General features: G+C 68.1%; 23 protein-coding genes and 1 riboswitch. Of the genes, 8 read left to right on the forward strand and 15 right to left on the reverse strand.

All coding sequences use genetic code 11. The features are described 5' to 3' along the window. Window positions 1-45: 45 nt before the first annotated feature. Together ACFWSK_RS07435 and ACFWSK_RS07440 are read right to left on the reverse strand one after the other, a co-directional pair. The gene (locus ACFWSK_RS07435) at window positions 46-363 is read right to left on the reverse strand and encodes a DUF4190 domain-containing protein (RefSeq protein ID WP_383782902.1); all 318 of its coding nucleotides are present in this window, start codon (window positions 361-363) and stop codon (window positions 46-48) included. Between the two features lie 95 nt (window positions 364-458). Further along, the gene (locus ACFWSK_RS07440; protein ID WP_383782903.1) at window positions 459-614 is read right to left on the reverse strand and encodes a hypothetical protein; all 156 of its coding nucleotides are present in this window, start codon (window positions 612-614) and stop codon (window positions 459-461) included. Between the two features lie 106 nt (window positions 615-720). On the opposite strand from ACFWSK_RS07440, the gene ACFWSK_RS07445 reads away from it, so the two are divergent. Together ACFWSK_RS07445 and ACFWSK_RS07450 are read left to right on the forward strand one after the other, a co-directional pair. Further along, on the forward strand, window positions 721-1347 hold the full coding sequence (locus tag ACFWSK_RS07445; RefSeq protein WP_383782904.1) for a TetR family transcriptional regulator: 627 nt from the start codon (window positions 721-723) through the stop codon (window positions 1345-1347). Window positions 1348-1382: 35 nt separating this feature from the next. Next, window positions 1383-2237: an alpha/beta fold hydrolase gene (locus tag ACFWSK_RS07450; protein ID WP_383782905.1), complete on the forward strand. Its 855-nt coding sequence runs from the start codon at window positions 1383-1385 to the stop codon at window positions 2235-2237. On the opposite strand, the gene ACFWSK_RS07455 is transcribed toward ACFWSK_RS07450, so the two are convergent. The 10 genes from ACFWSK_RS07455 to ACFWSK_RS07500 all read right to left on the reverse strand — a co-directional run bounded on the left by ACFWSK_RS07455 (window position 2238) and on the right by ACFWSK_RS07500 (window position 13002). Next, a complete protein-coding gene (locus ACFWSK_RS07455; RefSeq protein WP_383782906.1) occupies window positions 2238-3101 on the reverse strand; it encodes a thioesterase family protein in 864 nt (287 codons plus the stop codon). A 72-nt stretch (window positions 3102-3173) separates the two neighbouring features. Then, window positions 3174-3833 (reverse strand): trimeric intracellular cation channel family protein, encoded by a 660-nt coding sequence (locus ACFWSK_RS07460; protein WP_383782907.1) that lies wholly within the window; start codon window positions 3831-3833, stop codon window positions 3174-3176. 19 nt (window positions 3834-3852) lie between these two features. After that, the gene (locus ACFWSK_RS07465) at window positions 3853-5049 is read right to left on the reverse strand and encodes an ABC transporter ATP-binding protein (protein ID WP_383782908.1); all 1197 of its coding nucleotides are present in this window, start codon (window positions 5047-5049) and stop codon (window positions 3853-3855) included. 26 nt (window positions 5050-5075) lie between these two features. Continuing rightward, window positions 5076-6176, reverse strand: a complete 1101-nt coding sequence (locus tag ACFWSK_RS07470; protein ID WP_383782909.1) for an ABC transporter ATP-binding protein — start codon at window positions 6174-6176, stop codon at window positions 5076-5078. Next, window positions 6173-7171 carry an ABC transporter permease gene (locus ACFWSK_RS07475; protein WP_383782910.1) on the reverse strand — a complete coding sequence of 333 codons (999 nt, stop codon included), beginning with the start codon at window positions 7169-7171 and terminating at the stop codon, window positions 6173-6175. Before ACFWSK_RS07475 ends, ACFWSK_RS07470 begins: the two co-directional genes overlap by 4 nt. Window positions 7172-7287: 116 nt before the next feature. Further along, window positions 7288-9078 carry an ABC transporter substrate-binding protein gene (locus ACFWSK_RS07480; RefSeq protein ID WP_383782911.1) on the reverse strand — a complete coding sequence of 597 codons (1791 nt, stop codon included), beginning with the start codon at window positions 9076-9078 and terminating at the stop codon, window positions 7288-7290. A gap of 61 nt (window positions 9079-9139) precedes the next feature. Beyond that, complete coding sequence (locus tag ACFWSK_RS07485) at window positions 9140-10138, reverse strand: ABC transporter permease (RefSeq protein WP_383782912.1); 999 nt, start codon at window positions 10136-10138, stop codon at window positions 9140-9142. A gap of 402 nt (window positions 10139-10540) precedes the next feature. Then, window positions 10541-11332 (reverse strand): enhanced serine sensitivity protein SseB C-terminal domain-containing protein, encoded by a 792-nt coding sequence (locus tag ACFWSK_RS07490; RefSeq protein ID WP_383782913.1) that lies wholly within the window; start codon window positions 11330-11332, stop codon window positions 10541-10543. A 120-nt stretch (window positions 11333-11452) separates the two neighbouring features. Further along, window positions 11453-12223 carry an enhanced serine sensitivity protein SseB gene (locus ACFWSK_RS07495; RefSeq protein WP_383782914.1) on the reverse strand — a complete coding sequence of 257 codons (771 nt, stop codon included), beginning with the start codon at window positions 12221-12223 and terminating at the stop codon, window positions 11453-11455. 80 nt (window positions 12224-12303) lie between these two features. Further along, complete coding sequence (locus ACFWSK_RS07500) at window positions 12304-13002, reverse strand: AAA family ATPase (protein ID WP_383782915.1); 699 nt, start codon at window positions 13000-13002, stop codon at window positions 12304-12306. 131 nt (window positions 13003-13133) lie between these two features. Beyond that, window positions 13134-13231: riboswitch (glycine riboswitch) on the forward strand. 153 nt (window positions 13232-13384) lie between these two features. Between ACFWSK_RS07500 and gcvT the strand changes: the two genes are divergently transcribed. The 6 genes from gcvT to ACFWSK_RS07530 all read left to right on the forward strand — a co-directional run bounded on the left by gcvT (window position 13385) and on the right by ACFWSK_RS07530 (window position 19576). Continuing rightward, window positions 13385-14512, forward strand: a complete 1128-nt coding sequence (gene gcvT, locus ACFWSK_RS07505; protein WP_383782916.1) for a glycine cleavage system aminomethyltransferase GcvT — start codon at window positions 13385-13387, stop codon at window positions 14510-14512. 100 nt (window positions 14513-14612) lie between these two features. Further along, on the forward strand, window positions 14613-14990 hold the full coding sequence (gene gcvH / locus ACFWSK_RS07510) for a glycine cleavage system protein GcvH (protein ID WP_383782917.1): 378 nt from the start codon (window positions 14613-14615) through the stop codon (window positions 14988-14990). Between the two features lie 17 nt (window positions 14991-15007). After that, entirely contained in the window at window positions 15008-16267 is a 1260-nt protein-coding gene (gene glyA / locus ACFWSK_RS07515; protein ID WP_383782918.1) for a serine hydroxymethyltransferase, read from the forward strand. A gap of 161 nt (window positions 16268-16428) precedes the next feature. Then, the gene (locus tag ACFWSK_RS07520) at window positions 16429-17811 is read left to right on the forward strand and encodes an L-serine ammonia-lyase (RefSeq protein WP_383782919.1); all 1383 of its coding nucleotides are present in this window, start codon (window positions 16429-16431) and stop codon (window positions 17809-17811) included. Window positions 17812-18062: 251 nt separating this feature from the next. Further along, window positions 18063-18677 carry a type IV toxin-antitoxin system AbiEi family antitoxin domain-containing protein gene (locus tag ACFWSK_RS07525; RefSeq protein WP_383782920.1) on the forward strand — a complete coding sequence of 205 codons (615 nt, stop codon included), beginning with the start codon at window positions 18063-18065 and terminating at the stop codon, window positions 18675-18677. After that, complete coding sequence (locus ACFWSK_RS07530; RefSeq protein ID WP_383782921.1) at window positions 18677-19576, forward strand: nucleotidyl transferase AbiEii/AbiGii toxin family protein; 900 nt, start codon at window positions 18677-18679, stop codon at window positions 19574-19576. The genes ACFWSK_RS07525 and ACFWSK_RS07530 overlap by 1 nt, the downstream gene beginning before the upstream one ends. Before the next feature lie 261 nt (window positions 19577-19837). Here ACFWSK_RS07530 and ACFWSK_RS07535 read toward each other — a convergent pair whose 3' ends face one another. The 3 genes from ACFWSK_RS07535 to ACFWSK_RS07545 are packed head-to-tail and all read right to left on the reverse strand — an operon-like array spanning window position 19838 to window position 25783. Further along, window positions 19838-20482, reverse strand: a complete 645-nt coding sequence (locus ACFWSK_RS07535) for a hypothetical protein (protein ID WP_383782922.1) — start codon at window positions 20480-20482, stop codon at window positions 19838-19840. 43 nt (window positions 20483-20525) lie between these two features. After that, window positions 20526-24674, reverse strand: a complete 4149-nt coding sequence (locus tag ACFWSK_RS07540; protein ID WP_383782923.1) for an NACHT domain-containing protein — start codon at window positions 24672-24674, stop codon at window positions 20526-20528. Then, window positions 24671-25783: a hypothetical protein gene (locus ACFWSK_RS07545; RefSeq protein ID WP_383782924.1), complete on the reverse strand. Its 1113-nt coding sequence runs from the start codon at window positions 25781-25783 to the stop codon at window positions 24671-24673. Before ACFWSK_RS07545 ends, ACFWSK_RS07540 begins: the two co-directional genes overlap by 4 nt. Window positions 25784-26098 lie beyond the last annotated feature (315 nt).

Below are 26098 nucleotides of genomic sequence, written 5' to 3' on the forward strand. Positions count from 1 at the left end.
CGGAGCCCGGTCCGGTGCGCGGAGCGCTCGTGAAACGCGGCCCTGTCAGCCTCCGAGACTCCAGGAGACCGTGCCGTTCATGGTGACGAGGACGCCCAGGACGACGAGGTCGGCGATACCGAGGGCGAGCCCCAGCAGGGCGCGGCCGCGGCGGGCGGTGGAGCGGGCCAGAGCCAGGAGGGCCATGGTGATGGCGACGGGCCCCAGCAGGATGTTCATGACCAGCAGGCCGGTCAGCCCGAGCACGAAGGAGGCGACGGCCAGCCCGTCGGCCTCCCGGGTGCGGGAACGGCGGGTGTCACGCGATGCGGACCGGTGGCCGGACCGGCTCCCGGCGCGGCGGGCGAAAGCGGTGAGTGTCATGGAACGGGCTCCTTCGCGGTGAGCGGTGAGCGGTGAGCGGTGAGCGGTGGCAGATCGGTGGTGAGGGTCAGCAGTGCGGGGTCAGCGGTGAGGGGTCAGCGGGACCTGCGGGCGAGCCGTTCGCGTACCGCGAAGACCGCCAGCCAGCCGCCGATCACGGCGGAGGCGGTCAGGGCCACGGGCACGGGGAGATGGGCGACGGCTCCGAGGACGACCCCCAGGAGCAGCAGGGCGGCGACGAGGACAAACATGGTGCGGCCTCTCTGTGAGCGCTTGAGAGTACGAGTGTTCACTGACTCATCAGCCTAAACGTCATACCCCTTCCTTCGTTGGGAGAACGGTTGTTTACTGAATGGCATGAGTCACACCGCCGGCATCCGCCAGACCCAGAAACTGAAGACGCGCCAGGCGCTGCTGGACGCCGCACTCCGCCTGCTGGAGCACCAGAGCCTGAGCAGCCTGGGGCTGCGCGAGGTGACCCGTGCGGTGGGCGTGGCTCCGACCGCCTTCTACCGCCACTTCGAGGACACGGCGGCGCTCGGTGTGGCCCTGGTCGACGAGACGCTGGGCAGCCTGCACGGCATGATCGGCGCGATCCTCGCCAAGACGGGCGACAGCGAGGTGCGCCTGGACCGGAGCGTGGAGCTGATAGCGCGCCATGTCGGCGAGCAGCCGGCCCACTTCCGCTTCATCGCGCGCGAGCAGCACGGCGGCGTCGGCCCGGTCCGCGCGGCCATCGCCGCCCAACTCGGACTGTTCGCACAGGAAGTGGCCGCCGCGCTCGGCACGGAGCCGGAGTCGGCGGGCTGGAGCGGGGAGGATCTGCTGATGCTGGGCGAGCTGTACGTGGACCACATGGTCCTCACCGCCTCCGCCCTCCTGGAGGCGGGTCCCGACGGCGAGCGCGAGGTGATCCGGGTGGCCCGGCGCCGGCTGCGCCTGGTGACCCTGGGGCGGGCGCACTGGCTGGACAGCGGCTCGTAGGGCCTCGCCCGCAACGCCCGCTTAGGGTCGGTGTCATGAGCGACTGGATTCTGGACCGGACCTTCACGAGTTCCTCGGGCGAGGTGCGCTGGGCGGCGCTCGGCCCCGAGGAGGCGTCGCCGGTCGTCCTGGTGCACGGCACGCCGTTCTCCTCGTACGTGTGGCGCGGCGTCGCCCGCGCGCTGGCGCAGGACCACCGGGTGCACGTCTGGGATCTGCCCGGCTACGGCGCGTCCGAGAAGTACGCGCACCAGGACGTCTCCCTGCGCGCCCAGGCCGTCGTCCTCACCGAGCTCCTCGGCCACTGGGGGCTGCGCGAACCGGCCGTGGTCGCCCACGACTTCGGCGGCTGCGCAGCCCTGCGCGCCCACCTGCTGCACGGGGCCCGCTTCCGGCGTCTCGCCCTCGTCGACCCGGTGGCGCTGGCTCCGTGGGGCTCACCCGCCTACCGGCTGCTCGGCAGCCGTCCCGAGGTCTTCGGGCAGCTGCCGCCGGGACTCCACCGGGCGCTGGTGAAGGAGTACGTCGGCTCCGCGAGCCATGCCGGGCTGCACCCGGACGTCCTCGACCGGCTCGTCGAGCCGTGGTGCACGGAGGACGGGCAGCCCGCGTTCTACCGGCAGATCGCGCAGAACGACCAGCGGTTCACGGACGAGATCCAGGAGAGGTACGGGGAGCTGGAACTGCCCGTGCTGATCTGCTGGGGCACCGAGGACACCTGGATTCCGGTCGCGCGGGGGCATGAGCTGGCCGGGCTGATCCCGGGCGCCGTCCTGCACCTCGTCCCCGGGGCCGGGCATCTCGTCCAGGAGGACGCACCGGCGGAGCTGACCGCGGCGCTGACGGGCTTCCTGCGGGCCTGCGGGCCCGGTCCTGACGGCAGGGCCTAGCTAGCCCCGCGGGGCCCTGGCCAGCTGGCGGGACTGGGCGACCAGGCGGTCCGCGCTGTCCCAGACGTCGGCGTCCTCCTCCAGGAAGCCGCCCGCGAGGTTGCGGGTGGTGATGGAGACGCGCAGCGGTCCGGGGGCCGGGCGGCAGCGGATGTGGGTCGTCAGCTCGATGGTGGGCGTCCAGCCCTTGAGGCCCAGCTCGAACGAGGTCGGCGGCATGGCGTCCACCGCGAGCAGCAGGGAGAGCGGGTCCGCGTCGCGGCCGTCCGCGAGGCCGAACCAGCCGCGCATCTCGCCCTTGCCGGACGGTGCGCCGATGGCCCAGCCGATCGTCGCCGGGTCGAGCTTGATGTCGAGGCGCTCGGTGATGGCGGAGCTGCCGGGGATGGGGGCCGGTCCGTCGCTCGGACCGAGGCACTGCTCCAGCGGCGGGATCGCGGGCGGCTGCGCCGAGGTGCGGACGTCGTCGGTGAGGCCGTCCAGGTCGCCGTAGGTGGCGAGCACCCGGATGCGTTCGATCTCGGTGCCGTCCTCCGCGTACTGGAAGAGGGACGCCTCGCCGGTGGAGAGCGTGCGGCCGGCGCGGACGACCTGCGTACGGATCACCGCGGGGCCGGGCTCGGAGGCGGTGAGGTAGTGCGCCGAGACCGAGAACGGGTCGGAGTGCGGAAGTGCCTGACCGAGGGCCCGGCCGAGCACGGCCAGCAGATAGCCGCCGTTGACGGCACGGATGATCGTCCACCCTGCGGAGAGTTCCGCGTCGTAGACGCCCTCTTCGCGGAGCGTGACAGCGGTGTCGCGGTCGAACTCGCTGTCCCCGATGGTTGCCTGCGCTGTCCGCGCCATCTGCGCTGCCTGTGCCATGGAATGCACGGTACACCGATTGTATTACTGAGCGGTAGCTTTTCGTCCCAGGGCCTGCCCCGAAGAGCGGCTCTAGCCCTCGTCGGCCGTCGCCGAGCGGCGGTTGTAGGCGCGCGGCGCCCGCCAGTGGAAGCGCATCGCCAGCAGCCGCAGGGCGAACGCGGTGATCACCGCCGTACCGCTGGTGAAGGCGTTCAGGGTGTCGAAGCGGATGCACAGTACGACCATGGTCGCCCCCACGATCGCGGGCACGGCGTACAGATCGCGGTCCCAGCGCAGCAGCGAGGGCACCTCGTTGGCCAGTACGTCGCGCAGGACACCGCCGCCGACCGCGGTGGTGAGCCCCAGGGCCGCCGACGCGGTCAGCCCGAGCCCGTACTCGTACGCCTTCACCGTGCCGGTGACGCAGAAGAGCCCGAGACCGGCGGCGTCGAAGACGTTGACGCCGACCTGGATGCGCTCCACGTGGGGGTGCAGGAAGAAGACCAGCCCCGCGGCGAGCAGGGGGGTCGTGAAGTAGCCCAGATCCGTGAAGGCGGCGGGCGGGACCGCGCCGATGATCACGTCACGGAACAGCCCCCCGCCCAGCGCTGTCACCTCGGCGAGTACCGCGATGCCGAAGACATCGAAGTTCTTGCGTACGGCGAGCAGTGCGCCGGAGATCGCGAAGACGAAGATTCCGGCGATGTCGAGCGCATGCTGGACGGAGGGCGTGAACAGTTCGAGGAGCACCCGGGCAATTGTGCCGGTACTACTCCTTCGGGCCGGCCCCCGGCTCCTCGGGCTGCTCGGGCTGCTTCGGAGCCGCCGGCTCCGGAGCGGCTTCCTCCGGCTCCTTCTTCAGGGCCACGATCTCGATCGCTTCCCGCGCCGTCGCCAGCGCGGCGTCACCCGGGACCTGGTCCGGCGCGTTCTCCGGGTGGTGGCAGGCCACCTGGTGCCCGGTCTTCAGCGCGACCAGCGGCGGCTCCTGCGTCGTGCAGACCTCCGTCGCCTTCCAGCAGCGCGTGTGGAAGCGGCAGCCGCTCGGCGGCGAGATGGGCGAGGGGACGTCGCCCTTCAGCAGGATCCGCTCGCTCTTGGCCGACCGGCGCCTCGGGTCCGGGATCGGCACCGCCGACAGGAGCGCCTTCGTGTACGGGTGCATCGGCGCCTTGTAGAGCGACTCGCGGTCGGCCAGCTCCACGATCTTGCCGAGGTACATCACCGCGATCCGGTCCGAGACGTGCCGGACCACCGAGAGGTCGTGGGCGATGATCACGTACGTGAGGCCCAGCTCGGTCTGGAGGTCGTCCAGGAGGTTGACGACCTGCGCCTGGATGGAGACGTCCAGTGCCGACACCGGCTCGTCGGCCACGACCAGCTTCGGGTTGAGCGCGAGCGCCCTGGCGATCCCGATGCGCTGGCGCTGGCCGCCGGAGAACTCGTGCGGATAGCGGTTGTAGTGCTCGGGGTTGAGGCCGACCACCTCCAGCAGCCGCTGCACCTCCTTCCTGACGCCGCCCTCGGGATTGACGCCCTGGAGCTTGAAGGGGGCTCCGACGATCGTGCCGATCGTGTGACGCGGGTTCAGCGAGGAGTACGGGTCCTGGAAGATCATCTGCATGTCCCGGCGCAGCGGGCGCATGCCGCCCACACCGAGGTGCGTGATGTCCTTGCCCCCGAACTCGACCGTGCCCGCGGTGGGTTCGAGCAGCCGCGTGATCAGCCGGCCCATCGTCGACTTACCGCAGCCGGACTCCCCGACCACACCCAGGGTCTCCCCCGCGTGCACCTCGAAGTCGATCCCGTCGACAGCCCTCACCGCACCGGTCGTGCGCTGGAGCAGGCCCTTCCTGATCGGGAAGTGCTTCTTCAGGCCGCTCACCCGGAGCAGCACCTGCGGAGAGGCACCCTTGGCGGAGGCCCTCTGCGCAGGAACGTCGACGCTCTTGTCCTGGCTCGTCACGGCTTTGTCCTCGCTTTTGTCCTCGCTCACAGCTTGGGCGCAATCTCTTCGGTCCAGATACGCTCCCGCTGCTCCTGCGACAGGTGGCAGGCGGCCGAGTGCCGGCTGCCGACCTCCAGCAACTCGGGCCGTACGGTGCGGGTCACGTCGTCCTTGGGCAGATCCGCGTACGGGCAGCGCGGGTTGAAGGCGCAGCCCGACGGGATGTTGATGAGCGAGGGCGGGGAGCCCTTGACGGGGATGAGCCGCTCGGTCTGGTCCCGGTCGAGGCGCGGCATGGAGCCGAGCAGTCCCCAGGTGTAGGGGTGCCGCGGCTCGTAGAACACCTTCTCGGCCGGTCCGCGCTCCACGCAGCGCCCGCCGTACATCACGAGGATGTCGTCGGCGAGCTCCGCCACCACGCCCAGGTCGTGCGTGATGACGATGACCGCGGAGCCGAACTCCGTCTGCAGATCCCGGATCAGGTCGAGGATCTGCGCCTGCACGGTCACGTCGAGAGCCGTGGTCGGCTCGTCCGCGATCAGCAGCTCGGGGTTGTTGACCAGCGACATCGCGATCATCGCGCGCTGACGCATACCGCCGGAGAACTCGTGCGGATAGGCGTCGACCCGCTTGTCGGGCTGCGGGATGCCGACGCGGTCGAGCATCTCGATGGCCCGGGTGCGCGCCGCCTTCTTGGTGACGTCGTGATGGACCCGGTACGCCTCCACGATCTGCTTGCCGATCGTGTAGTACGGGTGCAGCGCGGACAGCGGGTCCTGGAAGATCATCGCCATGTCCCGGCCGCGGAGCTTGCGCACCTCGTCCGGGTCGCTGGACAGCAGTTCCTTGCCGTTCAGCCAGATCTCGCCGGAGAGCTGGGCCTTGCGCTTGCCGTACTGGCCGGCGGTGTGCAGACCCATGATCCCCAGCGAGGTCACGGACTTGCCGGAGCCGGACTCGCCCACGATGCCGAGGGTCTTGCCCTTCTCCAGCGTGAAGCTGAGCCCGTCGACCGACTTGACCAGGCCGTCGTCGGTCGGGAAGTGCACCTTCAGATCACGGACGTCGAGGAAGGCGTCGGATGCGGGCGAGGCGGAGGCGACCGGCTCGCCCAGAGCGGCTCCGCTCTTGCTCAGCTCGGTCATGACAGCCTCACTCGGGGGTCGATCACGGCGTACAGGATGTCCACGACGAGGTTGGCGATGATCACAGCGAGCGAGGTGATCAGGACGACGCCCAGGATGATCGGCAGGTCGCGCTCTCTGATCCCCGCGAGCACCGCCTGGCCGAGGCCGGGAAGGCTGAAGGCGGTCTCGGTGAGGATCGCGCCGCCGATGAGTGCGCCGAGGTCCATGCCGAGCATGGTCAGGATCGGTGTCATGGTCGAGCGCATGGCGTGCTTGCCGATGACGACCGGCTCGCTGAGGCCCTTGGCCCGGGCGGTACGGATGTAGTCCTCGCCCATGACTTCGAGCATGGTGGCCCGGGTGATACGGGCGTACATCGCCGCGTACAGGAAGGCGAGGGTGACCCAGGGCAGCAACATGCCCTGGAACCAGCCGCCGAAGCTGTCCCCGATGGGCACGTATCCGGAGTCGATCCAGCCGAGTCCGTAGTCGAAGACCGCGAGGGAGGCCATGGCGGTGAAGTAGATCGGCAGCGAGACGCCCGCGAGCGCGACGACCATGGCCGAACGGTCCCACATCGTGCCCCGCTTGAGGGCGGAGAGCACACCGGCCGAGACACCGACGAGCAGCCACAGGAAGGCCGCGCCGAGCGCGAGCGTCATGGTGACCGGAAGACGGTCCGTGAGCACCGGCCAGATGGCCTGCTCACTGCGGAAGGAATAGCCGAAGCAGGGCGCGGCGCAGTTCGTGACGTCGCCGCCGCCGGCGTAGGTACGCCCGACGAAGATGCCCTTGAAGAACTCCAGGACCTGGATGAGGATCGGTTCGTCCAGCGCGAGCTTCTGCCGGATGCCTTCCACTGCCGCCGCGTCCGAGGTCTTGCCCACGTACATCGTGGCGGGGTCGACGCCGGTCCACTGGGGGATGAGGAAGAAGATGCAGAAGACCACCACGACGATGACCACAAGCATTACTGCGACGGCCATGAGCCGCCTGATGAGGTATGTGAGCACTGCTCTCGGCCCGGCGGGGGGCCGCGGGCCATCGGAGGTCGTCCGATGGCCCACGGCGCACCGCTCCGGCCTTCACCTGCCTTTCGTGCCGTACGGCGGGTGTGCCGGTGTGGTGGTTACTTCACAACGCCCAGGCTGGTGAAGTCGTACGTACCGCTGTAGGCGTCCGTCGTGTAGACGTTCGTCAGTCGCGGGGAGCGCCAGTTGATGAACTTCTCGAAGACGAAGGGCAGGTAGTACGCGCCCTCCATCACCTGGTGGTTGATCTCCGTGGCGATGGCCTTCTTCTTCTCCGCGTCGAGCTCGACGGAGAACTTGTCGAAGTTGGCGTCGATCGCCTTGTCGTCGATCATGGCGAAGTTGTTGTTGCCGCTCTCGAGGATGTAGCTGCTGTCCCAGAGGGGCGCGCCGTAACCCTGGACCGAGGGGAAGTCCGGACCCCAGCCCATGATGATGATTCCGTAGTTCTTCTTCTTGACCACGGTCGGGTTGCCGATGATGCCCGAGGTCTGCGAACCGTCGTACTTGTCGATGTCGACCTTGATGCCGACCTTGCCGAGCGAGGCCTGGAGCGACTCGGCGGTTGCGACCTCGACCGGCTTGTTGTTACGGACGGCGATGGTGGTGGAGAAGCCCTCGGGCTTGCCACACGCCTTCAGCGCTTCCTTGGCCTTGGTGACGTCCGGAGCGCCGTCGTTGGCGGCGAGGCCGTACGGGTCGTACTTCTGGCCCTCGGAGCCGGGCACCGACGGGGGCAGCATGTTGGTGCCGATGTCGCCACCGGCGACCGGGCCGCCGCGCGCGGTCTGGAGCGACTTGTGGTCGGCTCCGTAGATGACGGCCTTGCGGCAGTCGATGTTGTCGAACGGCGCGACGTTCTGCGGGAAGACCGCGTAACGGATGTAGCCGGAGACCGGGTTGTCCAGGTTCTCCTTGTGCTCCTTCAGCGCCTTGATACGGCCCTGCGGGGAGAGACCCGTCTGGTTGATGTCCAGGTCGAAGTCGCCGGCGATCAGGCGGTTGTCCATGTCGTCCGCGTTGGAGAACAGGTTCAGCGTGATCTTGTCCGGGAGCGCCTTGCGGACCGGGTCGGAGGACTGCTTCCAGTTCTCGTTGCGGACCAGCACGACGGACTTGCCCGGCGCGTACGACTCGAACTTGTACGGGCCGGACGAGAACGGCTTCAGGCCGTACTTCGACTTGGTGTCCTTGTCCTGGCGGACCGGCGAGGACGAGGTCAGCGCCAGGATCTCCTCGAAGTCCGAGTTCGCCGTCGGGAGCTTGAAGATGATGGTCTTCTCGTCCGGCGTCTCGATGGCCTTCAGGCCCAGCTTGTCCTTGGAGGTGTCCTTGTACGGACCCTTGTACTCGCCCTTGGGGTCGAGGATGTCACGCAGGTAGACCGGGCCACCGGACAGCACGTCCTGCGCCCACTGGCGCTCGATGCCGTACTTGATGTCCTGGGAGGTGATCGGCTTGCCGTCCTCCCACGTGACGCCGTCACGCAGGGTGTACGTGTACGTCTTGCCGTCGTCCGTGATCTTGGCGCGCTCGGTGGCGAGGTCCGGCGTCAGCTCGGCCCCGGCCTTGCCGGGCTCGGCCTTGCCGGTGACCAGCTGGCGGCTGTAGTAGCGCATGAAGTTCCACACGAAGCCGTAGTAGCCGCGCGTGGTGTCCCACGAGTCGGCGTCCTGGGCACCGGCGAACTTCAGCGTGCCGCCCTTCTTCTCCGAAGGGTTGGCGATCTTGTTGTTGGCCGCGTCGAAGCCGGCCGCCGTACCGCCCTTGCCCTCCTTGCCGCCCTTGCTGTCCTCACCGCCGCCGCACGCAGCGGTGGAGAGCAGCGCCGCGACCACAGCGGCAGCGGCAACTGCCTGCTTACGCCGTGCGTTCCGTCGGGTAGTCACGATTCGGATCCTCCGTGGGTAGAAGCGGCCCGTGCGGTGCACGGGTTTCGCGGTACGGCAGTTAGCGAGAACCCTTCGGGTCGAGCGCATCGCGTACGCCGTCGCCGAAGAGGTTGAAGGAGAGCACGGTGATGAAGATGGCCACGCCAGGGACGACCATGTACATCGGGTCGGCCTCGTAGTAGCTCAGGGCCGAGGACAACATCTCGCCCCAGGAGGCGGAGGGCGGCTTGACGCCGACGCCCAGGAAGCTCAGGGCCGCCTCGGTAAGGATGTTGGTCGGGATCATCATCGTGGCGTACACGATGATGGGCGCGACGAGGTTGGGCAGGAGCTCCTTGAACAGGATGTACATCCGCCCGGCCCCGAGGCTGCGCGCGGCGTCCACGTACTCCCGCTCGCGCAGTGACAGCGTCTGGCCGCGCACGACCCGGCCGACGTACGGCCAGCCGAAGAAGCCGATGACCAGGATCATCACGAAGAGCCGGACCCCGGTACCGGTCAGACCCAGCATCTCGTTGGGCATGACCGAGACCAGCGCGATGATGAAGAGGAGCTGCGGGAAGGCGAGCAGCATGTCCATCACGCGGCTGATGATCGTGTCCAGCCAGCCGCCGAAGAAGCCCGCAAGTACGCCGAGAACGGTGCCCAGCACGATGGCGACCAGGGCGGAGGCGAAGCCGACGAGCAGGGATACCTGGGCCCCGTAGACGATGCGGGCGAAGATGTCGCGGCCGCTGACCGGCTCGACCCCGAGCAGGTGCTCCGAGCTCATTCCGCCGAACGATCCGATGGGCGTGGAGAAGAGAGGGTCGATCAGCTCCTCGTGGCGCTCGTACGGCGACTGCCCGACCAGACTCGTGATCAGCGGCGCCAGCACGGCGACGAGGATGAGCAGCAGCACCACGACGCCCCCGCCGAGGGCCAGCTTGTCCCGCTTCAGACGCTCCCAGGCGATACGGCCCAGGGAGCGGCCTTGCACCGCCTTCTCCGGGACGCCGGCCTCGAATCCCGCCGCCGGGGCCGCTTCCGTTGTCGGCTCGTGAAGTGGTGCCGTCATCGTGCCAGGGACCCCTCTCAACCGGCGGTGGCCGGTACACACTTGCCGCTGTGGCGGCGTGATCAGTCCGTTTGTGTTCAGGGACGGAACATCCCTTGTTGCGGGAGTCTTCATCGGGGCCGCGACAGGTTGCCAGACTTGACGGTGAATGGATGCCTAACCGTGATGCACCAGCACCGATCCGTTATCCGGACGCACGTGAACGCCCCCCGGACACAGGGAGGTTGACGCGGATAAGGGCACGCAGTACCGCCAAGGCCGCTTTGGGTGGCACCAGCCATCAGAGCGGGTTAAATGCAACTCGCCCGCTGATTGGGGGGCGAAACGGCCGGATGGACCCCGGACCTGGCCGGTGACGTGCCGAGAGACACCCGAAGGGCCCGTGGGCCTCCGGACGGCGCGCTAGAAAGCACGCGGGGCCGGGGGGTAGCCGTAACCGGGCGCGGCGGGCGGGTGGCCGGCCGGGGCGTGCGCCTCACGGTCGTAGAACGGCCGGGAGTTGGCGCGGAGCCACATCGCGACGGGGTCGTACTCGTCGGACATGGAGACGGTGGAGACGGGCAGGCCGTCGGGGACCGCGCCGATCGACTGCTGCATCATCGCGCGCACGGCGTCGACGGAGGGCCGGCCGGTGTCGTAGAGATCGAGGCCGATCGCGAGGTACGGGACGCCGAGCGCGGGCTGCACCCAGGCGCGGCGCAGCGAGCGCACGGCCGGGGTGCGGTGGGCGTTCTGCGTGAGCATGGCGTAGAACTGCGGGATCTCGATGGCGGGCTCGGAGAGCCGCAGCGGTCCTGCGGGCATCCGGTCGAGACCGGTGGCGATCCGGCGCAGGTCGAGCCAGGGGATGCCGACGCCGCCGCCCGGGGCGTGCGGGTTGAGCCAGATCCCCCAGCGGTCGGGGAAGAGCGCGCGGGCGATGTCACGTCCGGTGACCAGTTCGTGGGCGCGGTTCCAGCCGCTGGCCGACAGCTCCTGGGCGGAGGTCACGCAGGGGGCGTAACCCAGCCCGTCGATCTCCATGTTCCCGTACTGGGCGTCGGGAGAGCCCGCGGTGCCGTGCCACAGGAGCATCCAGACCCGGCCGTCGGTGAGGGCCTGGAGAAGAGCTTCGTACGCGTCGTAGCGCCCGGGCGTCACCTGGCCCAGCATGTGCTCGATCTGCCCGGCCGCCGCGGTGCCTGACGCGCTCACTCTGGGTCCCGCCCCTCATCGATCCGCTGTGTCGCCCCGCCACTTCCGGGCACACGGGTGCGACCCCGCCATGCCATCAAACCAGCTTATGCCTCGCTTCTGACACCGACTTGACGGCGGTCAGTGTCCTTCGCGCCGGTAGAAGGGGCGCACCTTCGCCAGCATCCAGTCCCCGACGGGGTCCTGCGCCACGTCGAGCAGGACGAGATTGACCGGCCAGGGCGGCTGGACCAGGCCCAGCGCACGGCCGAGTGCGTCCATCGGGGCGCTCTGCCCCGCGCCGTCCCAGGTGGCGAACTCGACGCCGACGAAGAGGACCGGGTCGCCGCCCTCGATGCTGGCCAGCGCCCGGCGCGCCGTGCTCACCACGCCGCTCGCCTGGAACTCGCCGGACACCGCCGCGAGGAAGTCGATGGGGTCCTCCTGCCAGTCCGGCTCGTACAGCGTGACCCGGCCGCCGCTGGCGGGGCCGTCCAGCGGGGTGCGTCCGGCGCTGCACAGTTCGGCGACGGCGGGCGGCGGGAGGGGCAGCCCGACGGCACCGCCCGGATTCACGGCGATGCCGACCTGCGGGGGCAGCCCCCGGGCGAACTCGCGGGCGGGGGCCACGGCGAAGGAGAGGTGGGTGCCGACGCACAGCAGGAACTGGGCCTCGGAGCTGTACACCGGGACGTACGCGGCGCCGCCGATGTCCATCATCGGCAGGTCGAGGTCGGCGACGTCGGGACTGCCGCCGTTGGGCAGCGGCACCCAGAGCCGGCTGCGGCCGAGCACTTCGAGCAGCCGGCCGCCCGCTTCCGGGACGCCGACGGACGCGGCCAGTACTTCTTCGAGCTCGTTGGCCGGCCAGCCATGGTGCGGCTGCGTCTCGAACGGCGCCGGATTGTCCACTGGTCCCCTGCTTCCCTTCTGGTCCTGCCCTGCGGCAGAGATCGTAGACGAGCCGGCGTCCGCCGCCCGGGGAGAAGGAGCTACATCCGTTCGAACGAGATCCGGTCGAGCGCGTCCGCGGCCTGGCGGTCCAGCAGCACCGCCGAGGCGCACCCCGCAGGCAGCAGGCCGGTCTCGGTGTCGCGCATCAGCCGGCCGACCGAGCGCCGGTGACGGGCGAACGCGTAGCCGGAGACTCCGCGCCCGCGCTCCCGCTGCCCCTCCCTGGCCACCTCGGGGGTGACGTCGAGCAGGACGAGGTGCAGGATGCGGCCCCGGCGTCGGGCGTGCCGCGCCAGCCAGCGCCGTACCCAGGTCTGCGTACCGCAGTCGTGGACCACGACGGACTCACCGGAACGCAGGGTCTGCCAGAGTCCGGTGTAGTGGGCTGCCCGCACGAGGGGGCGGTAGAGGGCGTACGGGAGTAAACGGGGCAGGGCGCGGGCCCAGCGGTCCCTGGTGTCCTGGGAATCGATGGCCCGGTCCGTCACCGTGCGGCGGATCAGGGTGGACTTGCCGCTGCCGGGCAGCCCGGAGACGACCACCACATCGCCCGCGGCGAAGTCCAGACTGCGCGGGCTGCGCCCGTCCCGGCTGCGCAGATCGCGCACCACGGGCGCGTGCGTGCCAAGCCGCGCGCGGACGGGCATCGCCTGCTGCGGTGGCACCGCGCCGTGCGCGGCTCCCGCGGTCGTCGCGTAACGCTGCAACGTCGTCGCCTCCCCCTGTCCGTGACCCACGTATGCCCAAGAAGTGTAAAGAAAAGGTAATGCGGCACAACCGGCTCACCGGCCCGTATCCGTCGGGACCGGACGTCCCACTCTCCCGCATGCCGTGCGATGATGACCCCGCCAACTGCATACCGGCCGTTTGAATCCGCGCGGGAGAGTTCCGGACACTGTGTGTGCCGGGCGCCGAAGGAGCAAGTTCCTCCCTTGAATCTCTCAGGCCCCGTACCGCGTGGATGAGGCAGATCTGAAAAGCGAGCCGTCCGCGGCTCCACCCAAGGTGCAAGCCGACCTCTGCGGGGACACCCCTTCAGAGCCTCTCGGCGAACCTCTCAGGTTCCGATGACAGATGGGGAGGGATCGTCCTCTGTCGTCATGCCCTGGAGCCGTATCCATGAGCACTGCCCCGAGCCCTGCCCCCCGCCACACCGCGCTGGACGCCCTGCACCGTTCGCTGGGCGCCACCATGACCGACTTCGCGGGCTGGGACATGCCGCTGCGCTACGCCAGTGAGCGCGACGAGCACAACGCCGTACGCACCAGGGCCGGACTCTTCGACCTGTCGCACATGGGTGAGATCACCGTCACGGGCCCGCAGGCCGTCGATCTGCTGAACCACGCGCTGGTCGGCAACATCGGCACGGTCGGCCTCGGCCGCGCCCGCTACACGATGATCTGCCGCGAGGACGGCGGCATCCTGGACGACCTGATCGTCTACCGCCTGGGCGAGACCGAGTACATGGTCGTCGCCAACGCGGGCAACGCGCAGATCGTCCTCGACGCGATCACCGAGCGTGCCGCCGGCTTCGACGCCGTCGTACGGGACGACCGCGACGCGTACGCTCTGATCGCCGTCCAGGGCCCGGAGTCCCCCGGCATCCTGAAGTCCGTCACGGACGCCGACCTCGACGGGCTCAAGTACTACGCGGGCCTGCCCGGCACCGTCGCGGGTGTCCCCGCGCTGATCGCCCGTACCGGGTACACCGGCGAGGACGGCTTCGAGCTCTTCGTCGCCCCCGAGCACGCCGAGCGGCTGTGGAAGGCCCTCACCGAGGCCGGCGCCCCGGCCGGTCTCATCCCGTGCGGGCTCTCCTGCCGCGACACGCTGCGCCTGGAGGCGGGCATGCCGCTGTACGGGCACGAGCTGACCACCGCGCTGACCCCGTTCGACGCGGGTCTCGGCCGGGTCGTGAAGTTCGAGAAGGAGGGCGACTTCGTCGGGCGCGAGGCGCTCACGGCCGCCGCCGAGCGCGCCGAGACCGCTCCCCCGCGCAAGCTCGTCGGCCTGGTCGCCGAGGGCCGCCGGGTGCCCCGCGCCGGATTCCAGGTCGTCGCCGGCGGCACCGTCATCGGCGAGGTCACCTCCGGGGCCCCCTCGCCCACGCTGGGCAAGCCGATCGCCATGGCGTACGTGGACGCGGCGCACGCCGCGCCCGGCACCGCGGGCGTCGGCGTCGACATCCGGGGCACCCACGAGCCGTACGAGGTCGTGGCCCTGCCGTTCTACAAGCGCCAGAAGTGACATCCGGGACATCCCGGCATCCCTGGCGTGACGCAGTCGCGTCTCACACCGTAAGACCACCGTCCATCAGCACTCCCCCGCGTACAGGAGAATTCAGGTCATGAGCAACCCCCAGCAGCTGCGGTACAGCAAGGAGCACGAGTGGCTGTCGGCCGTCGAGGACGGTGTGGCCACGATCGGCATCACCGAATTCGCCGCCAACGCGCTCGGTGACGTCGTCTACGCCCAGCTCCCCGAGGTCGGTGACACGGTGACCGCGGGCGAGACCTGCGGTGAGCTGGAGTCGACCAAGTCGGTCAGCGACCTGTACTCGCCGGTCACCGGCGAGGTCACCGCGGCGAACCAGGACGTCGTGGACGACCCGTCGCTGGTGAACTCCGCTCCCTTCGAGGGCGGCTGGCTGTTCAAGGTACGCGTCACGGACGAGCCGAAGGACCTGCTCTCCGCCGACGAGTACACCGAGTTCTCCGGCAACTGAGACCCAAGGGACCCCCGATGTCGCTTCTCAACTCCTCCCTCCACGAGCTGGACCCGGACGTCGCCGCCGCCGTCGACGCCGAGCTCCACCGTCAGCAGTCCACCCTCGAAATGATCGCCTCGGAGAACTTCGCTCCGGTCGCGGTCATGGAGGCGCAGGGCTCCGTCCTCACCAACAAGTACGCCGAGGGCTACCCGGGCCGCCGCTACTACGGTGGCTGTGAGCACGTCGACGTCGTCGAGCAGATCGCGATCGACCGTATCAAGGCGCTGTTCGGCGCCGAGGCCGCGAACGTCCAGCCGCACTCCGGTGCGCAGGCCAACGCCGCCGCGATGTTCGCGCTGCTGAAGCCGGGCGACACGATCATGGGTCTGAACCTGGCCCACGGTGGTCACCTGACCCACGGCATGAAGATCAACTTCTCCGGCAAGCTCTACAACGTGGTCCCGTACCACGTCGACGAGACCGGCGTCGTGGACATGGCCGAGGTCGAGCGCCTCGCCAAGGAGTCCAAGCCGAAGCTGATCGTCGCGGGCTGGTCCGCCTACCCGCGTCAGCTCGACTTCGCCGCCTTCCGCCGCATCGCGGACGAGGTCGGCGCATACCTGATGGTCGACATGGCGCACTTCGCCGGTCTGGTGGCCGCGGGTCTGCACCCCAACCCGGTGCCGCACGCCCACGTCGTCACGACCACCACGCACAAGACCCTCGGCGGTCCGCGCGGTGGTGTGATCCTGTCGACGCAGGAGCTCGCCAAGAAGATCAACTCTGCGGTCTTCCCCGGTCAGCAGGGTGGCCCGCTGGAGCACGTGATCGCGGCCAAGGCCGTCTCGTTCAAGATCGCGGCGGGCGAGGAGTTCAAGGAGCGCCAGCAGCGCACCCTGGACGGCGCCCGCATCCTGGCGGAGCGCCTGGTCCAGTCGGACGTCACCGAGGCCGGCGTCTCCGTCCTCTCCGGCGGCACGGACGTGCACCTGGTCCTCGTGGACCTGCGCAACTCCGAGCTGGACGGTCAGCAGGCCGAGGACCGGCTCCACGAGCTGGGCATCACGGTCAACCGGAACGCCATCCCGAACGACCCGCGGCCGCCCATGGTCACCTCGGGTCTGCGGATCGGTACTCCGGCCCTGGCCACCCGCGGTTTCCAGGCCGAGGACTTCACCGAGGTCGCGGAGATCATCGCGTCGGCCCTCAAGCCGTCCTACGACGCCGACGACCTCAAGGCCCGCGTCGTCGCGCTGGCCGAGAAGTTCCCGCTGTACCCCGGCCTGAAGTAGTCCGGCCGGCGGTTTCGTACGTTCGGGGCGGGGCACCGCGCACACTGGACAGTGAGCGCGGTGCCCCCACCCTTGTCCCCCCGCTGCACTCGGGCCCACCGGCCCGTCCCGCACCACCCGGCAGACAACGGCGTCTACCAACCCTGTTTAGGAGTCCTCCCGTGGCCATCTCGGTCTTCGACCTCTTCTCGGTCGGCATCGGCCCGTCCAGCTCCCACACCGTCGGCCCGATGCGCGCGGCCCGCATGTTCGCCCGCCGCCTGAAGAACGAGGGCCTGCTGGCCCACACCGCTTCGATACGGGCCGAGCTCTACGGTTCACTCGGCGCGACCGGCCACGGCCACGGCACCCCCAAGGCCGTCCTGCTCGGCCTGGAGGGCGAATCGCCCCGCACGGTCGACGTGGAATCCGCCGACGCCCGCGTCGAGGAGATCCGCGCCCAGGGCCGGCTCAACCTGCTGGGCATGCACGAGATCCCCTTCGACACGGACGAGCAGCTGGTGCTGCACCGCCGCAAGGCGCTGCCGTACCACGCCAACGGCATGACGATCTTCGCGTACGACCACGAGGGCACCCTCCTCCTGGAGAAGACCTACTACTCGGTCGGCGGCGGCTTCGTCGTGGACGAGGACGCGGTCGGCGAGGACCGGATCGTTCTCGACGACACCGTGCTCAAGCACCCCTTCCGTACCGGCGACGAGCTGCTGCGCCTCGCCCGCGAGACGGGCCTGTCGATCTCCTCGCTGATGCTGGAGAACGAGAAGGCGTGGCGCACCGAGGCCGAGATCCGTTCCGGTCTGCTGGACATCTGGCACGTCATGCAGGCGTGCATCGCGCGCGGCATGGCCACCGAGGGCATCCTGCCCGGCGGTCTGAAGGTCCGCCGCCGCGCCGCGAACTCCGCCCGCCAGCTGCGGGCCGAGGGCGACCCGCAGGCCCACGCGATGGAGTGGATCACCCTCTACGCGATGGCGGTCAACGAGGAGAACGCCGCGGGCGGCCGTGTCGTCACCGCCCCCACCAACGGCGCCGCGGGCATCATCCCCGCCGTTCTGCACTACTACATGAACTTCGCGGCGGGCGGCTGCACCGAGGCCGAGAAGGAGGACAGCGTCGTACGCTTCCTGCTCTCCGCAGGGGCGATCGGCATGCTCTTCAAGGAGAACGCCTCGATCTCCGGTGCCGAGGTCGGCTGCCAGGGCGAGGTCGGCTCCGCCTGCTCCATGGCGGCGGGCGCCCTCGCCGAGGTGCTCGGCGGCTCGGCCGAGCAGGTGGAGAACGCCGCGGAGATCGGCATGGAACACAACCTGGGTCTGACCTGCGACCCGGTGGGCGGCCTTGTCCAGATCCCCTGCATCGAGCGCAACGGCATGGCGGCGGTCAAGGCCGTCACCGCGGCCAGGATGGCACTGCGCGGCGACGGCACCCACAAGGTCTCTCTCGACAAGGTCATCAAGACCATGAAGGAGACGGGCGCCGACATGAGCGTCAAGTACAAGGAGACGGCGCGCGGCGGGCTCGCCGTGAACATCATCGAGTGCTAGTCACCTAGGCCCTGACCAGCGCGTTCGTACCTTTCAGCGCTGTCAGGGCCTTCCCTGCTTACCGGGCGGAAAGTCCCTGGAAACCCCCTGGGACATACGTGAAAGTCCCTGAAAAGTCCCTGGGAATCCCCACCGTATGGGCGTCTGACCTGCAGGTTCGTGGCGCATAGTCAACGACGGGAACTCCACCCCCGCTATCTGAATGTATCAAATCGATCCCCCTCCCCCATCAGAGGGGTACCATTCAATACATGAGTGCTGCGGAAATCTCGCGCCTGGAGCAGCGGCTGGCTGACCTCTCTCCGACGTTCACGACCGCGCAGGCGCGTCAAGCCCTGCTATCCGCTCGCGATCTGGCGTACCTGGTCACCGAAGGGGAGATAGACGAACTGTCCCGTGGCGTGTACCGGCGGGCAGACGCACCGGAGACCGCATACGCAGATCTACTGGCCGTGTGCACGCGGGTGCCTCGCGCTGTCCTGTGCGGGGAGTCCACCCTGGCTCTGCACGAGCTGATCGACGACATTCCCAGTGCCGTACACATCGCCGTACCACGCGGATCACGCCGTCCCGCGATCTCTTATCCCCCGACCGTGGTGGCCCAGTACGCGGCCAAGACCTTCGATCTGGGCATCGAACGGTTCGAGGCTGCACCGGGAGAGACCATTCCCGCATACAACGCCGCCCGCAGCGTCGTCGACGCGATGCGCCACCGTGGCAGAATCGGCGAGACCATGGCCCTGTCCGCGCTCGGCCGCTACCTGCGTCGCAGCGGACGAGGCGGGGTCGGCGAACTCCAACTCATCGCGCGCGAGCTGGGTGCGCTCTCCGTCATCCGCCCCGCCGTAGAGGCGGTGCTCGCCTGATGGTCAACCCGACTCGCGCTACCACCGCAGGCCGCGTTTACAACGATCTGCGCAATCTGGCTCGTCGCAACGGCCGTTCAACGGACGAGGTCATGGTCGAGTACGTACTCGAGCGCTTCCTCTACCGCCTGGGAGCATCCCCCCTCGGCCGCGAGCACTTCATCCTCAAAGGCGGCCTGCTGCTCGCCCAGTTCGGCGCCCGCCGGATGACCCGGGACATCGACATTCTCGGCCACGCGTTCCCCAGCGAGGAAGCCGAGATCATCCGCAGAATCGCCGCGATCGCCACCACTGAAGTCGACGACGGTGTGGCATACGACTCCGCCACGCTCAGAACCGTACCCATCCGAGAGGAGGACGAATATCACGGCCTACGGCTGTCGATGGCCGCATCGATCGCCCGGGCGCGTCTCAAGCTCCAACTAGACATCAGCTTTGGCGATCCCGTCACTCCCGGACCTCAAATCATCAACTACCCGCAGCAGCTCACCACGGATAGCTTCCAACTCTTCGGTTACCCGCTCGCCACTGTCATCGCCGAGAAGCTCTCCACCGCCGTCTCGCTCGGCGATCTCAACACCCGCGACCGGGATTACGCGGACCTCTACCGCCTGCTGACACTCAACAATCTCAACGGCGAAGAGCTGGCCGCAGCACTGACCGCCACCGCCACACACCGCGGCATAGAGCTGAAGCCCCTCAGCGCCGCGATCACCGACCTGGCCGAGCGCCGCCAATCCTCCTACACCGCCTGGCGCCGCCGACAGGGACCTTCCTCGGCCGGCTATCCGAATCTCTTCACTGACGTGGTCGGCCTGGTCATCGCATTCGCAGACCCACTGCTCGCAGGCACCGCCGCCACACGTAGTTGGAACAGCTCAGCCAGTACGTGGACGTGATCCGACTCCTTCACAAACCGCAGGAGATGCCCCACACCTTGAAGCGTCAATGACGTCCCGCTACGCACTGTCGGAGGTGTGCCCGACACATGGAGTGGTGGATGCCCGGTCGTTCGTGACGCCAGGGAATGCGGGAACTTCCCATCCGTAGGCCCACGTCACGAACCGGGGCTACGTGGGTTCGGAACAATGTGCCCGGCGGCCAAGGCAGGAGGCTGCGGGCGCGAGCAGGAAGCAAGGAGTACCCATTCGGCCCGGCGGTCAGGCCGGCCCGCCCACCCACAACTTGTCAATCAAACGCAGCAGGACATCATATGTCTCTCCACGGCGGTATTTGATCACGGGGGATTCCCTGCCATGCCGGTCCGCCGAGTACGGAGTCAGATAGACGACCCGTTCGGTTGCGATGATCCGGCCGATGTGTGGAACGCCATAACCACGGGCTTCGAGGTGTCCCTCCACTGTGAGCGGAGCAAGGTAGTCGTAGGTCGCCGCGATCTGCCGGCGCAGCAGACCGGCGCCGAAAGCGGAGTCGAAGACTTGGATCTCCTCCTCCCGGTCGGTGATCCAGTCCGGCTCTCCTGCGGGAACATCAAGTTTCGGCAGCAGTATGCGGCAGCGGGAGCGGCGAGCCCGACAGCGAAGGAACAGCTCCTCGAACAAGTCGCGCTGTAGTTCAGAACCGCGGCCGGTCAGAACGGACACTTCCCTCGCCCGACCCAGTTCCCGCTTGATGTCGTGTGCTGCCTCTCGACTGTTGGCGAAGACCTCTTCCACATCCAGGTGCAGTAGGTGGGCAGCAAGGCCACGCATAAGGCGACGGGCAGTCTTCGAAAATGCCCATACCAGCGCCAAGAAGAGAGCGCTGGCAAGCAGTGACGTGCCGATATCGCGTAGAAATTCCATTCCTCATCCCCGTTGCCACCACTCGTTTCACCCGGTCGGCGTTTCAAGCCGACCAGCTCTCGCGCACTGCGAGCAAATCCCTGAGGCGTTCCACAGCTTTCTCATCGGGACGGGCTTGTTCCAGTGCGGTGAGCAGGGCGAGTCGGGCCTCCGGTCCGCCCGCGCCGTAGGCATACCCGGCGATCGCTCGCAGATGATCACGCGCCATTTTGTGGTCCGCGATGAGCAGGAGTCGGTCCGAATTCATGAGCCGCTGCATGTCCCGCACGATTCCCCCACGGAATTCATGGCTGCCCATGTCCTGGAAGGATTCCAAAACGTCGACGAGTCGGGCTTCAACGAGTAGGGACTCAGACGAAGCGGCGATCCCAGCCAGGAGGGCGACAACCTCGTCGAGGTCGACTGGAGTCCACGTCGCAGCAAGACAGTTGGCACGTGCCGACACCAGCGCGGCCCGCAGGTTCAAGCGCGCGGGAAACTCGGCTGCCAGCGCCTTCAGTTGGTCGACCGCCTCCGGAGTGCCGCGGCGGCTCAGCGTCCCGGGCAACGCCTCACGCCAGTCCAGCGCCTCCATTTCGGGAGTCACGGTATGTACCCCGAGGGGTCGGCTGTTCCGGTCCTGAGGGAAGACCGTGTTCAGCCACCGATAGAGCGCACTCAGCCCTTCTTCATCGGCGTGTACTTCGACATGCCCACGCTCGGAGCGCCCTGCGCACTTCAGAGCGAGATCCCGGCTGAAGCGGGCCGATGCGTCAATGAGTTCTCTGAGACCGGTCCACGCCTCGAAGCCGTCGACCTCCACCAGAACGCAGGCGGCGAGCACCGGGAGCTCGTGATCCCCTGCTTCGCCGTCCCGCTCCACTACCATGAGCGCGAACTCGGCGACAGACCGTGCGAGGGTGTTCTCCACGGCAAGAAGGCCGGCAAGGAGTCCGGACCACGTACGAACCAGCGCTGCCCGACCCTCCTCCCCCTTCTCGAATGCCTCCGCCGCCACCGACCACGCACCCGCCGGGCGCGCCGAGCGGAAGTCGGGCAGGAGGGCAGCGGACAGCGTCGCCAGGAACTCTTCCCATATCTCGGTGACGACCGAGGACCAGGTCGCCTCGATGCGTTCCAGAACCAACGGTTGTACACCGTGGGCCAGTTGCACCCTGGCAGCTGTCCCGACTGCACGAGCAAGACCCTGGGGGTCATTGACGGCCGCCCTCTGGAGCAGCAGCGCCCACGTCGTGGACGAGAGGACGTACCACGGGTCAGCGATTGCGCCCACCCAGGCACTCCACCGGTCTGGTTCGAGGTCGTCCAGCCGACCTGCGTCGTCGAGCAGCGACAGCGACAGGACGCCGGCCCAGGCGCGCTTGTCCCGTTTATCCAGTCCGAGCCATTCATCGGCGTGGTCGTTCTCGAGCCGCAGGAATCGCAGGGCGCAGCAGGGCAGATCGGCGAGTTCCTCGGCGGTGAACACTGAGCGTCCCGGCCAATCATTGATCTTGTCGTCGAAGCGGTGCTGTCCCTTTCCGGTATTCGGATCGATCTGCAGGTCCCAGAGCAGAGCCCAGAAGCTGTCCGTGTCATGCTGACGTGCCCGCTGGAGGCGCTCTCGCTGTCGTGCGATGAACTTCGCGCTCTCGGGCCAGGTCGGCGGGGATGAGGCACGGTGGATCCTGCGCCAGTTGTCAGCGAAGTCACCACGGATCTCGATCGGTTCGTAGAACCATCGCAGATACGGCCAGGCAGGATTGTCCTGGCTCTCGTAGGCCAGTTCGAAGTGTTCTTGGCTCCCCTGATCGAAAAGTATCTTCGCGAGCTGCGCATACGCGTCTGCCTGCTCGGCGCAGTCGGCGGCCGTTTGCAACGCCCAGGCGAAGTCACCTGAGTCGAGCAGCTTGTGCCGGTCGCCGTGCGATCCTTCGGGCTCGCCGAACCACGGGCGGGGGGACTGCCACTCGCGCACGACGAGCCACCCGAAATACCTCATGGTCTGTCCCGCCGCGATTCCCCGGGAGAGCAGGGCGGCGGCGAGCTTGCGCCGCAGATCGCGTACTGGGACCGGCTCGAGCCCATCGGGCGTGAACGGGTTCAGTACGTGGGGGAACTCCGCCTTCTCATGACCCAATATGCGTACCGTCAGGATCCGGGCGATATCGGGCAACAGTAACTCCGCACCCGGAACACTCAACGCCCTGTCGACCGTGCCGGAGACAAGCCTGTCTTCCGCGAACGGCTTCCTGCGACCGTCGGGTATCGATGTCCAGGCCTCCACGTCCTGCGCCAGCCATGCCACGATGCGGTGCACATCTTCCGCGGGGCACTTGGCGGGCATCTCTGCGAGAAAGTGCTCATACGCCCCGTAGCGGTCATCGCTCGGTGCCTCGCTCAGCGCGTCGAGCACCATCTTCGTGTCGAGGAAGCGGGGCCACAGCAGGGTGAGCAGAGCACCCCGGAGTCTCAGGCCCGGATCTGTCTCCTTTCCCGGCCCGAGTGTGGCCAACACTTCCTTGAGGACAGGTGCGGCCACGGCCCCGTCGCAGGCGAAGGCGGCTCTGGCGGCGTTCGCACGGTTGTCGGCCGGCCACCGAGGATCTGCCGCCACCTTCAGAAGCAGCGGTGCGAGGCCTGGCGACGGGCACTGCTTCGCCAAGTGAATGGCCACTTGGGCCTGAGCCCGAGTCTCCCAGTCACCGAAGTCCGCGGGGTCGAGGGCGAGAGCGGGGGCAAGTTGGCCGGCCAGACCGGGATGACCGAGCGCCCAGCGGGTCTGATGCCATCTGGCTTCACCGAGTTCCACATCAGCGGCGCGCTCCAGCAGGCGCCTGACGATCAATTCCCTGACGTCGTCGGAGCGGACTAGTCCGCTGTGCATGGTCAGGCTCTCCGGGTCAGCCGAGGCGAGCCATGATGTGCGGTCGGGGTCCAAAGCCACCAGCCAGGCGGCGGATTCCCGTAGAGACACAGGGATGCCGGCCGCTTCCTGGTCCGGCGCTTCGACCAGGAACAGGCGGCGGAGTGCTGTGTCCGGGACGGATCGGGAGATGAGATGCTGGGCGGTGAGGAAGGCCGCAAGCGACGAATGACGAAATGCGAACCTGTGATTGCCGCTCGCGGTGAACAGGCCTGAAGACAGCACTTCGTCGACGACGGTCGGGGTCACCTCGAAGGTCTGACAGCCTGACGTCTGTTCGCTGCCTCCGGAGAGGGTGGACACATCCAGGTCGGTGGTCCGTGGCCGATCCTCGCGTGGACTCCCCCGCCACAGGGTGCGCCGACCTGAAAGCACCAGTCGTGCGGCGATACGGCCCGCGACCTCCAGCCGCTGCGGCCATGTCGTCGCCGGTGCGGCCACGGTGAGACGGTCGGGGTCGTACTCCTGCGACAGCAGTCGAACGCTGTCCTCGAACAGCTCCTTGGCACCGCCCCTCAGGCAGCCGTGTGCCCGGTACTCACGCACGATGAGTTCGAGGGTGAGAGGCACACTGGCAAGAGCTCCCGCACGGAGGGCGACCACCTCGGAGATCAGCTGCTCCCCACCTACACCAGCGCTTTCCACGAGCGCCACGGCATCGGACCGCGACAGCGGGGCGAGGTCCACCAAGGAGCAACCACCGAAGGCCTCACGGAAAACGGATGTCAGACCGGACGGATAGTCGCCCGTCCGGCAGGCGAGCAGCAGCCTGAGCCCTCGCACGTCTCTGTTCTTCAAGCAACGCTTCAGGTAGGAGGGAAGATGGCGACAGAGCTCGCTCTCGTCGGCCTGGTCGATCACCACCGTCAGGTTCCCGCTCGGCGGCAGCCCCTGGCCCACTGCCACGCTCGGTAGCCCCCTGAGGTGGCTCCCCAAGACCTCGTCCCAGGTAGCGGCTGTCAGGTCGGGTCCATCGACCCACACGCACCGGTCCGCCCCGTCTGGGACGAAGGTGTCGTCCCACATCGGTAGCCCCTGCACCAGCAGCCTGAACACCGAGGTCTTACCGGCACCTGGCTCACCCAGCAACACGGTTACCCCCTCGCAGGCGACATCGCCCGGGGCAACGAGCAGACCCGCAGTCGCCTCGGACCCGAGCGGCGCCACAATGTGCTCGCTGCCCAGAAATCCGTCGTCGTCCAGCGGGAAGAAGTCCCCGTCAGGAGAGCTGTCGGGCCGTACTCGGCACCAACGCGGGGCCTGCACGGTGAAGACCTCATTCGTCATGACAACAACCGGCTCAGCCCTTCGAGGGCCCCGTCGTCAGGACGAGCGCACTTAAGAGCGGAGTAGAGGGCCCTGCGTGCGGCAGGAGGATCCCGGTAGGCGTTAACCCGGCGGACGATCTCCCGCACATGATCACGCGCCATCGATGATTCCGTCGCCATGAAGGCACGAGGCAGGCCGAGTATGCGCCCCATGTCGGTGAGAAGGCTATGCCGGAAATCCCCTCTGCCCATGTCGTCAAAGGCCATCAGGGCACTCACCCACTCGGCCTCCGGTGCTGATGCCTCGCCAATGGCTCCCGCGGAGCCTACGGCGAGGCTCAATCCGCCAGATCCAGCCGTCTCCGGCAGCAGCTCACACGCGAGGGCAGCCGACGCGGCGGCGGCGTGTGCGGACGCCCGATGCTGCGAACCCGACGCATCGGCTTCGCCTTTGTTGGCATCGGCGTGGTCGCTGATGCCTCGAAGGGTGAGGATCCGAAGGTTCTCCGACAGGTCAGCGACACGGGCAACGCCCGCGGACTCCATCTCGATGGCCAGGGCGTCACCGCAGTGGAACCTGATCTGGTCACGCAGAGGAGCGACCGGGGAATTCAGGACGACCTCACCAGCGGTGATGGGCTGGAAGTGAACGCGCGGACCGTCTTCCTGCCAAGTCGCTCGCACCTCATCAGGAACCCACTTGCGCCAGCTTTCCGAGCACAAGGCGATTCCTGCCGCCTGCTCCAACCTGTGCGACACAGCGCCTGGCACCGGTCGGGCGTGGAAGCCTTCGGGTGTCTCCTTGCCCGGATGCAGGTGGTAAACCTTCGTCGACACCACGACGTCACCGAGTCGAGCCTCTGGCTTCAGTCCACCCGCAACGCCGACGAACAGCAACGCCTGTGGGCGCAGCCACTGGCGGACACGTTCAGCAATGGCGGCCGACGTCAGATTGCCGGCTCCGATTCGTGCGACGGCAACGGTCCCCCCAAGTCCGGGAAGCGTCCCCTTCACGAGGCTCGTGCCTTGCGGATGAACCAGCGTCGACTGGTCGCGCAACAAGTGCAACACGGCCCGGAACTCAACTGGTAGTGCGGTGAGAACTACTACGTCAGAACTCGGCTCCACGTACCCTGCCCTTGGACTCAGCCGACAATCTCACGCAACACTAGCGCCGACGGGGCATGTGCGGTGGACCGAATGCCCGTGAAACATGGTGGGTAGGCAATGCCGCCTACAGGGTCTCGCCGATCGTGCAGGAAGGGCGGACGTTTACACCTGCCAGTGCACCACCGTTCGCGTTGGTCCTCAGATCCTGGAAGTAGCAGTACGTACTCCCATCACTGGTTACTGAGGTTTAACTCGTGGTGTCGTTACGCAGATCTGATGGTCAGGCCGGTCTCGGCTAGGCAGCCGTCGATTAGGTTGCTGCGGTACTGGATG

The sequence above is a fragment of the Streptomyces sp. NPDC058620 genome (genome assembly GCF_042717135.1).
Lineage (GTDB): Bacteria > Actinomycetota > Actinomycetes > Streptomycetales > Streptomycetaceae > Streptomyces.